The following is an 11,611-nucleotide window of genomic DNA, read 5'->3' as shown; positions in this document are numbered from 1 at the left end:
CCAGCGCGGCGGCGGCCGCCGCGGCCACGTCGACGGCGTCCATCCCGCGGTCCATGGCGGGCCGGCCCGCGGACCGCCGGGGGCGCCGCCGCCGGGCGAGCGCCTCCTCCTCGGCGGCCTCCGCCGGGTCTCCCGGCCCGGCGGCGCCGGAGCGGGCCCGCCACTGCTCGGCATCGTGCCGGTCCGCGGCGGCCGAGGCCGCGCTCCCGGCGTCCCCGCGCTCCGCGTACTCGGCGTACTCGGCGTCGTGCTCGTTCGGAGCGATGACCCCCAGCCGGATCCCCGCGCTCCGCAGCCGCTGCGGGATCGCGTTGACGGGGGTGGCGGTGACCACCAGCAGCCCGAAGACGGTGAGCAGCACCAGCATCGGCACGGCCAGCGGCGCGCCCATCGTGAAGATCAGCGGCTTCGAGGCGCCCCAGCCGATCAGCCCGCCGGCGTTCTGCATGGCGGTGGTGCCCTCGTCGCGCCCGGGGGCTCCGCAGGCGATGTGCACGAGCCCCAGGACTCCGATGACCAGCGCGGAGAGCCCGATGCCGATGCGGCCGTTGGCGTCGGCCTGTTCGGGATGGCGGATGAAACGTACCGCCATGACGCCGAGCAGGATCGGCACGAGCAGGTCGAGCCGCCCGAAGGCGCCGGTGACCAGCATGGTCACCAGGTCCCCGACGGGCCCGCTGAGGTTCGACCAGGTCCCGGCGGCGACGATCAGCGCGAGGGCGAGCAGCAGCAGGGCGAGGCCGTCCTTGCGGTGGGCCGGGTCGAGGTTCTTCGCGCCCTGGCCGATGCCGCGGAAGATGGCGCCGACCGCGTGCGCGATGCCGAGCCAGAAGGCGCGCAGCAGCCGCAGCACTCCCCCGGTGGGGGACGGCGCGGGCTTGGGCGCGACCTTCTTGACGGTGGCGCGCTTGGCGGCGGGCGCCGCCTTCTTGGCGGGCGGCTTGCGTGCTGGGGCAGCTTTCTTCGCCGGCGCCGTCGTACGGCCGGTGCGGCCCTTCGCGGTGCCCGCCGTGCTCTGGGAACCCTTACCGGACGTACTTGAGGCCATGCGCCCGAGGTTACCGGTGCGCGCGCCGGTGGACACGCGTGCCCACCCCTTCACCCGTTCGTGTCGTTCCGAGTCTCGGAAGGCAGACGCCCGCGCCCTCGGCCCGTACCGGCGGCCCCTCATGACGCCCCGCCAGACCTGACGGACTGCCAACAGGCCACCAACAGGACGCCGACAGACCCCCGACGGGCCGACACCGGCCCGGCAGGCGGGCCCACGTGCCGGCCGCGCGGGGCCTGCCCGGACCTCAGCCCTGAGCGGGCAGTACGGGAGCCCCGCCACCGGTCCCCGGCTCCAGCGCGTCGAGCGCCCGCCGCAGTCCGGTGAGCTTGCGCTCCAGATGGGCCGCGGTTGCCACCACCGAGGGATCGGCGGCCTCTTCGCCGAGCTGCTTGGTCAGCGCCTCCGCCTGCTCCTCCACCGCGGCGAGCCGCGCGGAGAGCTCGGCCAGCAGCCCGGCCGTCTCCTTGGAGCCGTCCACCGCGCCGTTGGAGCTGCCGCCCTCCAGCTGGAGCCTCAGCAGCGCCGCCTGCTCGCGCAGTTGGCAGTTCTTCGTATACAGCTCGACGAACACCGAGACCTTGGCCCGCAGCACCCACGGGTCGAAGGGCTTGGAAATGTAGTCCACCGCGCCCGCCGCGTACCCGCGGAAGGTGTGGTGCGGACCGTGGTTGATCGCCGTCAGGAAGATGATCGGGATGTCCCGGGTCCGCTCCCGCCGCTTGATGTGCGCGGCCGTCTCGAACCCGTCCATGCCCGGCATCTGCACGTCGAGCAGGATGACCGCGAAGTCGTCCGTCAGCAGCGCCTTGAGCGCTTCCTCCCCCGACGACGCCCGGACCAGTGTCTGATCGAGCGCGGAGAGGATGGCCTCCAGCGCCAGCAGATTCTCCGGCCGGTCGTCGACCAGGAGGATCTTGGCCTTCTGCACCATGCCCTGTCCTCCTCGCCCCGGCATGGGGCCTCCCCGGCTCCTGGCTCCGGCCTGTACGCCGGGCCCCGCCCCAGAGGACGGCATCCTTGCGCCGTCCGTCCTTGTGCCGGTCATCGTAGCCCCAGTCCCGAGATCGCCACACCCTGTCACCAAGATGTCACAGCGCACGAAGCGGAAACGTGGTGGAAGGGCAGAAGGTTCCCTCGGGAGTTCCCCTCCGCCCGCCCGGTCACGCGCCGGCCCCGCGCATGTGTCCTTCCATGACCGACAGAAGGTAGTCGGGTTCGACCGGCTTGGTCACGTAGTCCGAGGCACCGGACTCGATCGCCTTCTCCCGGTCGCCCTTCATGGCCTTCGCCGTCAGCGCGATGATCGGCAGCCCCTCGAACTGCGGCATCCGCCGGATCGCCGAGGTCGTCGCGTACCCGTCCATCTCCGGCATCATGATGTCCATCAGCACGAGCGCCACGTCGTCGTGCTGCTCCAGGACCTCGATGCCCTCCCGGCCGTTCTCCGCGTACAGCACCGCCAGCCCGTGCTGCTCCAGCACACTGGTCAGCGCGAAGACGTTGCGCACGTCGTCGTCCACGATCAGCACCCGCTCGCCGTGGAAGTCGTACGTCCGCGGCGCCTGGGGCAGCGGCTCCTCGACGGCCCACGCGTCCACGTCTCCCTGCCCGGGCACCTCGGCCCGCAGCGGCGGCTCGGCCATCGCCTTGCGGCGCCGCCGGAACAACGCGGAGGACCCGTGCCCGACCGGTTCCCCGGCCCGCGGCAGCGACACCGGCCCCACGGGCGCTACGGGGCCCTGCGCCACCGGCGCCGCCGGCAGCTCGGGCCGCACCTCCTCGGCGGCCGGGCGGCGGTACAGCTCCCCGCGCGCCCCACCGGGCGTCGGCGGCGCGTACCCCTGCGGGGGCAGCTCGCTCGGGTGCAGCGGCAGGTACAGGGTGAAGGTCGACCCACGGCCGGGCTCGCTCGCCGCGTGGATCTCCCCGCCCAGCAGCCGGGCGATCTCCCGGCTGATGGAGAGGCCCAGGCCGGTGCCGCCGTACTTGCGGCTGGTGGTCCCGTCGGCCTGCTTGAACGCCTCGAAGATCACCAGCATCTTGCTCGCGGCGATCCCGATCCCGGTGTCCGTCACCGAGAAGGCGATCAGGTCGGCGTCGGCCTCCCGCAGCGAACCGGCCTCCAGGAGCTGCTCGCGGATCGCGATGGGCACATCGGCCCCGGCGGGCCGGATCACCAGCTCCACCGCCCCGGTGTCGGTGAACTTCACCGCGTTCGACAGCAGGTTGCGCAGCACCTGGAGCAGCCGCTGCTCGTCGGTGTGCAGGGTCGCGGGGAGCTCCGGGGAGACCCGTACCGAGAAGTCGAGCCCCTTCTCCGCGGTCAGCGGCCGGAAGGTGGCCTCCACGTAGTCGACGAGCTGGACCAGCGCGATCCGCGTCGGGGAGACGTCCATCTTCCCCGCCTCGACCTTCGACAGGTCGAGGATGTCGTTGATCAGCTGCAGCAGGTCGGAGCCGGCCCCGTGGATGGTCTCGGCGAACTCCACCTGCTTGGGCGAAAGGTTCTCGTCCGCGTTGTCGGCGAGCAGCTTGGCCAGGATCAGCAGGGAGTTGAGCGGGGTCCGCAGCTCGTGCGACATGTTCGCCAGGAACTCGCTCTTGTACCGCATCGAGACCGCGAGCTGCTCGGCGCGCTCCTCCAGGACCTGCCGGGCCTCCTCGATCTCGGTGTTCTTCACCTCGATGTCCCGGTTCTGCTGGGCCAGCAGCTCGGCCTTCTCCTCCAGCTCGGCGTTGGCCGCCTGGAGGGCCTTCTGCCGGTTCTCCAGCTCGTCGGAGCGCTCCCGCAGCTGCTCGGTCATCTCCTGCGACTGCTTGAGCAGCATCTCCGTCTTGGAGTTGACGGAGATGGTGTTGACGCTCGTACCGATCATCTCGGCGATCTGGCTGAGGAAGTCCTTCTGGATCTGCGTGAAGGGCTGGAAGGAGGCCAGCTCGATGACGCCGAGCACCTTCCCCTCGAAGAGCACCGGCAGCACGATCACGTGCGCGGGCGGGGCCTCGCCGAGCCCGGAGGAGATCTTCAGGTAGCCGGGCGGGGTGTTCTCGATGAGCACCATCCGCTTCTCCTCGGCGACCATCCCGATCAGTCCCTCCCCCGGCCGGAAGGAGATGGGCATCTGCCCGCCGGCGTACGCGTAACTCCCGCGCATCCGCAGCTCGTACGAGCCGTCCGCGCCCCCGTCGGTCCCGATCTCGGTGGTGCCCCCGGTCGGCAGCGCCAGGAAGAACGCCCCGTGCTGCGCGGAGACCACCGGGGTCAGCTCGCTCATGATCAGCGAGGCCACGTCGTCCAGCTCGCGGCGACCCTGCATCAGGGCCGAGATGCGGGCGAGGTTGCCCTTGAGCCAGTCCTGCTCCTTGTTGGCCAAGGTGGTGTCGCGCAGGTTGGCGATCATCGTGTTGAGGTTGTCCTGGAGCACCTGGATCTCGCCGGCCGCGTCCACGTCGATCTTCAGGTTGAGATCGCCCCGCGTCACCGCCGTGGCCACGGCCGCGATGGCGCGCACCTGGCGGGTGAGGTTTCCGGCCATCTCGTTCACGGACTCGGTCAGGTCCCGCCACGTGCCGTCCACGTCCCGCACCCGCGCCTGGCCGCCGAGGATGCCCTCCGTACCCACCTCGCGGGCCACCCGGGTCACCTGGTCGGCGAAGGAGGAGAGCTGGTCGACCATCGTGTTGATCGTGGTCTTGAGCTCGAGGATCTCACCGCGCGCGTCGATGTCGATCTTCTTGGTCATGTCGCCCTTGGCGATGGCGGTCGTGACCATGGCGATCTGCCGCACCTGACCGGTGAGGTTGGACGCCATGAAGTTCACCGAGTCGGTGAGGTCCTTCCACGTCCCGGAGACCCCGGGCACGTGCGCCTGGCCGCCCAGGCGGCCCTCCGTACCCACCTCGCGGGCCACGCGCGTGACCTCGTCGGCGAAGGACGACAGGGTCTTGACCATCGTGTTGACGGTGTCGGCGAGCTGCGCGACCTCGCCGCGCGCCTCGACGGTGACCGTCTTGGTCAGGTCTCCGTTGGCCACCGCGGTCGACACCTGCGCGATCCCGCGCACCTGGGCGGTCAGATTGCCGGCCATCGTGTTGACGTTGTCGCTCAGGTCCTTCCAGATGCCGGTCACCCCGCGCACCCGGGCCTGGCCGCCGAGGATGCCCTCGGTACCCACCTCGCGGGCCACCCGCGTCACCTGCTCGGCGAAGGACGACAGCTGGTCCACCATCGTGTTCACGGTGGTGACGAGCTCCAGGATCTCGCCCTTGGCATCGACGGTGATCTTCTTGGAGAGGTCGCCCATGGCGACCGCCGTGGTCACCTCGGCGATGTTGCGCACCTGCGAGGTCAGGTTGTTCGCCATGAAGTTGACGGACTGGGTGAGGTCCTTCCAGGTGCCGGAGACGCCCTTCACCTCGGCCTGGCCGCCCAGGATGCCCTCGGTACCCACCTCGCGGGCCACCCGGGTCACCTGCTCGGCGAAGTTCGAGAGCTGGTCCACCATCGTGTTGAGGGTGTTCTTCAGCTCCAGGATCTCGCCCCGGGCGTCGACCTCGATCTTCTGCGACAGGTCGCCGCGCGCCACCGCGGTCGCGACCTGCGCGATGTTGCGCACCTGGGACGTCAGGTTCCCGGCCATGCCGTTCACGGAATCCGTCAGATCGCGCCACACGCCGGCCACCCCGGGCACCTGCGCCTGACCGCCGAGCCGGCCCTCCGTACCCACGTCCCGGGCCACCCGGGTCACCTGCTCGGCGAAGGCCGAGAGCTGGTCGACCATCGTGTTGATCGTGTTCTTGAGCTCCAGGATCTCGCCGCGCGCGTCCACGTCGATCTTCTGGGAGAGGTCGCCGCGTGCCACCGCCGTGGTCACCTGGGCGATCTGGCGCACCTGGGAGGTCAGGTTCCCGGCCATGAAGTTGACGGAGTCGGTGAGCTCCTTCCAGGTGCCGGACACCCCCTCGACCCGTGCCTGCCCGCCGAGGCGGCCCTCCGTGCCCACGTCCCGCGCCATCCGCGTGACCTGGTCGGCGAAGGAGGACAGCTGGTCCACCATCGTGTTCACGGTGTTCTTCAGCTGCAGCATCTCGCCGGAGACGTCGACCGTGACCTTCTGCGACAGGTCGCCGTTGGCCACCGCCGTCGTCACCTGGGCGATGTTGCGGACCTGCCCGGTGAGGTTGCGGAAGGCGGTGTTCACCGAGTCGGTGAGGTCCTTCCAGGTCCCGGCCGCGCCCGGCACCTGCGCCTGCCCGCCCAGTTCGCCTTCGACGCCGACCTCACGGGCCACCCGCGTCACTTCGGCACCGAAGGACTGGAGCTGGTCCACCATCGTGTTGACGGTGTTCTTCAGCTCCAGCATCTCGCCGGCCACGTTCACGGTGACCTTCTGCGACAGGTCGCCGTTGGCCACCGCCGTCGTCACGGTCGCGATGTCCCGCACCTGCGTCGTGAGGTTGCGGAAGACCGTGTTCACCGAGTCGGTGAGGTCCTTCCACGTACCCGCGGCCCCCGGCACCTGCGCCTGGCCACCGAGCGTTCCCTTCGCCCCGACCTCGCTGGCCACGCGCGTGACCTCGTCCGCGAAGGTCCGTAGCGTCTCGGTCATCTGGTTGATCGTTTCGGCCAGCTGCGCGACCTCGCCGCGCGCGCTGACACGGACCTTCTGCGACAGGTCGCCGTTGGCCACGGCCGTGGTCACCTGCGCGATGCCGCGCACCTGGGCCGTCAGGTTGCCCGCCATCGTGTTGACGGAGTCGGTCAGGTCCTTCCACACACCCGCGACCCCGGGCACCTTCGCCTGGCCGCCGAGCTCACCCTCCGTACCCACCTCGCGGGCCACGCGGGTCACCTCGGAGGAGAACGAGGAGAGCTGGTCCACCATCGTGTTCACGGTGTTCTTCAGCTGCAGCATCTCGCCGGCCACGTGCACGGTGACCTTGCGCGACAGATCGCCCTTGGCCACCGCCGTCGTCACGAGAGCAATGTCACGCACCTGGGCGGTGAGCCGGTACGCCATCGTGTTGACGGAGTCGGTCAGATCCTTCCAGGATCCGGACATTCCGCGCACCTGCGCCTGGCCGCCGAGCTTGCCCTCGGTACCCACCTCCAGCGCCACCCGCGTCACCTCGTCGGTGAACGCGGAGAGCTGGTCGACCAGGTTGTTGACCGTCCGCCCGACCTTCAGGAACTCCCCGCGCAGCGGGTGCCCGGCACCCTCCGCGGCCTGGGTCCGCAGGTCCATCCGCTGGTCGAGATCACCCTCGGCGACCGCCGACAGCACCCGGCCCACCTCGGACACCGGCCGGGCCAGATCGTCCACCAGCTGGTTCGAGGCGTCGATCGCGGCCGCCCAGGAGCCTTCGCAGGCACCCGTTTCCAGCCGTTCGCTGAGCTTGCCCTCGCGGCCCACCATCCGCCGCACCCGGGACAGCTCCCCGGTCAGGTGGAGATTGCGGTCGGCCACCTCGTTGTAGACGGCGGCGATCTCCGCCATCACCCCGTCGCCGGACACCGTCAGGCGCTTGCGGAAGTTCCCGTCCCGCATCGACACCAGGGCCGTGAGCAGCCTGTTCAGGGCCGCGGTATCGACCTCCGTCGTCGTCCCCCGCCGGGAGCGTCCTCCCTTCGGGCGCGTTCCCGTACGCCGCACCGCCGCGCCAGCCTCCACCGTGTCCCTCCCGAAAGGGTCGACCACTGTTCCACCGGGCATCTTGTTCATCAGACCGCGCCCACTTACGCCTTGCCCGTCTCCTGCGTGATTCCAAGCCTGCCCAGTGTTTCACCCCGGCCGAACCCGGCCATAACACTCCGGCACCATCGCACACCGGCCACACCCTGTGGGTGGATTCACCGACGACGGCACCATGGCGACCGTGAAGGTAAGTAACCTGGCATCCGTTGTCCACCGCGTCGAAGGAGACTTGTGATCACGGCACGGGCGGCTGCCAGTTTCGATCCACAGGGGCGTTCGGTCGCTGCTGCCCGCGCATTCGTCCGCGACACCCTCCAGGGCTGGGGTTTCTCGGACATCGTCGACGACGCGGTGGTTCTCACCAGCGAGCTCGTCACCAACGCCGTGGTCCACGCCGGCACCCGCGCCGAAGTCCTGTGCCTGCGCACCGAGGACGGCGTACGGGTCGAGGTGGCCGACCGCTACCCGGAGCGCGAGCTCCCGCTCCAGCACCCCGGCGAGCGCCCGTACGCCGACCCCGACCGCGAGAACGGCCGCGGGCTCATGCTCTGCGCCGCCCTCGCCACCCGCTGGGGCGTCGAGTACACCGCCACCCACAAGCACGTGTGGTTCCGGCTCGACATGCCGGACCGTCCGGTCGGTACCCGCTCCGCGGGCCCCGTCGTCCCCGACCAGCTCCTGCCCCTGGCCGACAGCCGGGTCCGCGTCGCCGTCCTGCAGATCGACTCCGCCGGCACCGTCTCCGCCTGGAACGAGGACGCCGAGATCATCTTCGGCCACCTCGCCTCGAAGGCGGTCGGCCGCCCGCTCGCCGAGCTCGCCGCCTGGCCGCAGACCCCCGGCACCGGCACCGGCATCGCCGAGGCCCTGCGCCTGTCCCGCTGGGAGGGCAGCTACGGCATCCGCGGCGCCGACGGCCGCGTCATCCCGATCTACGCCTCCCACCTGCGGGTCCGCGATGCCCACGGCGAGCCCTCCATCGTCTGCCTGCTCGTGCACGACGACGAGCGCGCCCTGCTGCAGAGCCCCGTACGCGTCCCCATGGACGGCGGCCACCTGACCGAGGCCCGCCCCACGGACCCCTTCGAGATCTTCATCGGCTCCCCCGCCCCCGACGACCTCGACGGCCTCCTCCAGCGCACCGTGGAGCGCGCCCGCGACCTCCTCGACGCCGACTCCGCCTTCCTCCTCCTCGCCACCGACGACGAGACCGAACTCGAAGTCCGCGCCACCACCGGTCTGCCCTCCACGCGCCAGCGCTTCGCCCGCGTCCCCGTCGAAGCCGGCACCAACCGCTACGGCAGCGCCCGCATGCCCGCCGTCCACGAGGACCTCGTCGTCGTCCCCGGTGCGGTGCCCCTCCTGGAAGCCACCGGCATGCGCTCCGCCATCACCGTCCCCCTCAAGGTCGAGGGCCGCCTCACCGGATCCCTCGGCGTGGCCGCCGAGATCCCCGGCCGCTACTCCAACGACGACGCCCTGCGCCTGCAGTTCGCCGCGGACCGCATCGCCCTGGCCGTGGAATCGGCCCGCCTCGGCGAGCTCGAACGACTGCGCCGCGGCTCCCTCTCCTTCCTCGTCGAGGCCTCCGACCTGCTCGCCGGCACCCTGGACCGGGACCAGACCCTGGCCCTCATGGCCCAGATGACCGTCCCCACCCTCGCCACCTGGTGCGCCGTCTACACCATCGCCGACCAGACCTCCGACCCGTTCCTCTCGTACGTCCTGCACGAGGACGAGGAACGCATCGACGGCCTCAAGGCCCTGCTCGCCCAGGTCAGCCCGCCCGAGCCGGTCCGCGAGTCCGGCGCCCGTCCCTGGCCCGAGACCTCCCTGGCGGTCGGCGGCGAGACCGTGGTCCTCCCGCTCCTCGCCCGCAACCGCGTCATCGGCATGCTGACCCTCGGCAAGCCCTCCGAAGAGCACTTCCGGCAGGAGATCCTCGAACTCGCCGAGGACCTCTCCCGCCGCGCCGCCCTCGCCCTGGACAACGCCCGCCTGTACTCCGAGCGCACCGCCATCAGCCGCTCCCTCCAGCGCAGCCTGCTGCCGCCCGGCTCCCCCACCATCCCCGGCATCGAGGTCGAGGTCATCTACCGCGCCGCCGGCGAGGGCAACGAGGTGGGCGGCGACTTCTACGACGTTTTCCCGATCCGCCCCGGCGTCTACGGGTTCGCCATCGGAGACGTCTGCGGTACGGGCCCGGAGGCGGCCGCCGTCACCGGCCTGGCCCGTCACGCCCTGCGCCTCCTGGCCCGCGAGGGCCTCGGCGGCCCGGCCGTGCTGGAGCGCCTCAACGCTGCGATCCTCGACGAGGGCGACCGCAGCCGCTTCCTGACGCTCCTCTACGGCGAACTGCACCCCCAGCCCGACGGCGGCGCCCACATGAAGGTCGTCTGCGCGGGCCACCCCCTGCCGCTGCGCCTGCGCCCGAACGGCGAGGTCACCCCCGCCGCCGACCCGCAGCCCCTCCTAGGAGTCCTGGAGGACCTGGACCTCTACGAGCAGACCCTCACCCTGGACCCGGGCGACGTCCTGCTCTGCGTCACCGACGGCATCACCGAACGCCGCGAGGGCACCCGTATGCTCGGCGACGACGGCCTCACCGAGGTCCTCACCACCTGTACGGGCCTCACCGCCGGCGCCGTAGCCTCCCGCGTCCTGCGCGCGGTGGAACGCTTCGCCGCCGAACCCGCCTCCGACGACATGGCCATCCTGGCCTTCCGCATCCCCCAGCAGCGCGACGGCGACTGAGCACCGCCGCGCCACCGGCCTTACCGGCGGGGCCCTGCCACCAGGATCATGAACGACGGGGCCGCCATCTCCCCGGTCCAGGGCGCACGGCCCGTCTCGACGGCCGCGTCACGGCCGGCATCGAAGCGCGATGAGGACATGGACGGGGACGGGTGCGGGGAGGCGCCGTCGTTGGTCAGGGCCGTCCTGACCGTGTGGGCGAGGTGTCGAATCCGTTCGTTGCTCATGAGGTTCCTCCCGTGGATCGAGGGCCTTGGAACTCCTGCTGGTCCCATTGCGCCCCGAACCCCGCCCCCGGTCACGGCCCGAAGATTCGGGGCTTGACGAGGAGCCCCGGCCTCCCCCCACGCACAAAAGGCCCCCGCCACAAGGCGGAGGCCCTTCCACACCGTCCCTCAGACGTCATCCCGGCGCGTCAGCGCGACCCCGAGCACGTCCTTCACATACAGCTCGACGAACTCGGGCAGCCAAGGATCACCGGCCATCCGGTCGAAGACCTTCACCAGCCGGTCGTCCGGCTCCTCGGTCAGCAGGACGATCCGCCAGGTATTGAGCGGGCGCTCATCGCTACCCGCGACCCCGTGCTGTACGTGGAACAGCGGCTGGCGGTCGTCCGCGTGCAGGAGAGCGCCCTGCACGTCATGAAGGCTCCGGGATTGCCGGCCTTCCGGACCTCCATGTCCCAGATCCGCGCCCGGTCCAGGGCCACCGGCTCGCCGGTGACGTACCGCTCCCCAAGGATCCGGTTCACGTCCACGGCCGGCAGAACCACCCGGGTGTACCTCTCGTCGGCCCAGGCCTGTTCGAACTCGGCCTCGGCCGGAGTCTGATCCGACATCACGCATTCCTCCCCATGAACAAATCCCTCAAGATCGACTTGAAGAATACTCACGGAAACGCAAAAAGGCCCCCGCCAATGGCGGGGGCCTTCTCGTTTTGGAGCCCTTTAACGGAATCGAACCGTTGACCTTCTCCTTACCATGGAGACGCTCTACCGACTGAGCTAAAAGGGCGGGTTGTTCGGCGGCGTCCTACTCTCCCACAGGGTCCCCCCTGCAGTACCATCGGCGCTGAAAGGCTTAGCTTCCGGGTTCGGAATGTAAACCGGGCG

5 protein-coding genes, 1 tRNA gene, 1 rRNA gene and 1 pseudogene are annotated in these 11,611 nt (G+C 70.7%); 1 reads left to right on the top strand and 7 read right to left on the bottom strand.

The window, feature by feature from the left end; genetic code table 11:
* From ACFWBW_RS40505 to ACFWBW_RS40495, 3 genes and pseudogenes are all read right to left on the bottom strand, one after another.
* Nucleotides 1–1,048 (bottom strand): annotated as a pseudogene (locus tag ACFWBW_RS40505) (cell division protein FtsK); the annotation flags it as partial.
* A 247-nt stretch (nucleotides 1,049–1,295) separates the two neighbouring features.
* Nucleotides 1,296–1,982 (bottom strand): two-component system response regulator, encoded by a 687-nt coding sequence (locus ACFWBW_RS40500; protein ID WP_254386099.1) that lies wholly within the window; start codon nucleotides 1,980–1,982, stop codon nucleotides 1,296–1,298.
* Nucleotides 1,983–2,211: 229 nt separating this feature from the next.
* Entirely contained in the window at nucleotides 2,212–7,722 is a 5,511-nt protein-coding gene (locus tag ACFWBW_RS40495) for a HAMP domain-containing protein (protein ID WP_385384523.1), read from the bottom strand.
* A 255-nt stretch (nucleotides 7,723–7,977) separates the two neighbouring features.
* Here ACFWBW_RS40495 and ACFWBW_RS40490 point away from each other — a divergent pair, with 255 nt between their 5' ends.
* Nucleotides 7,978–10,500 carry a SpoIIE family protein phosphatase gene (locus ACFWBW_RS40490; RefSeq protein ID WP_385384520.1) on the top strand — a complete coding sequence of 841 codons (2,523 nt, stop codon included), beginning with the start codon at nucleotides 7,978–7,980 and terminating at the stop codon, nucleotides 10,498–10,500.
* Nucleotides 10,501–10,520: 20 nt separating this feature from the next.
* On the opposite strand, the gene ACFWBW_RS40485 is transcribed toward ACFWBW_RS40490, so the two are convergent.
* From ACFWBW_RS40485 to rrf, 4 genes are all read right to left on the bottom strand, one after another.
* Nucleotides 10,521–10,727: a hypothetical protein gene (locus tag ACFWBW_RS40485; RefSeq protein ID WP_385384517.1), complete on the bottom strand. Its 207-nt coding sequence runs from the start codon at nucleotides 10,725–10,727 to the stop codon at nucleotides 10,521–10,523.
* A 168-nt stretch (nucleotides 10,728–10,895) separates the two neighbouring features.
* Entirely contained in the window at nucleotides 10,896–11,138 is a 243-nt protein-coding gene (locus tag ACFWBW_RS40480; protein ID WP_385384514.1) for a hypothetical protein, read from the bottom strand.
* A 299-nt stretch (nucleotides 11,139–11,437) separates the two neighbouring features.
* Nucleotides 11,438–11,513: transfer RNA gene (locus ACFWBW_RS40475), tRNA-Thr, on the bottom strand.
* 5 nt (nucleotides 11,514–11,518) lie between these two features.
* Nucleotides 11,519–11,611: ribosomal RNA gene (gene rrf, locus ACFWBW_RS40470) — 5S ribosomal RNA — on the bottom strand; the annotation flags it as partial.

It is taken from the genome of Streptomyces sp. NPDC059957, from assembly GCF_042730015.1.
Classification (GTDB): domain Bacteria; phylum Actinomycetota; class Actinomycetes; order Streptomycetales; family Streptomycetaceae; genus Streptomyces.
The sequence above is the reverse complement of the archived record's forward strand: the minus strand, read 5'-3'. Positions and strand labels throughout refer to the sequence as shown.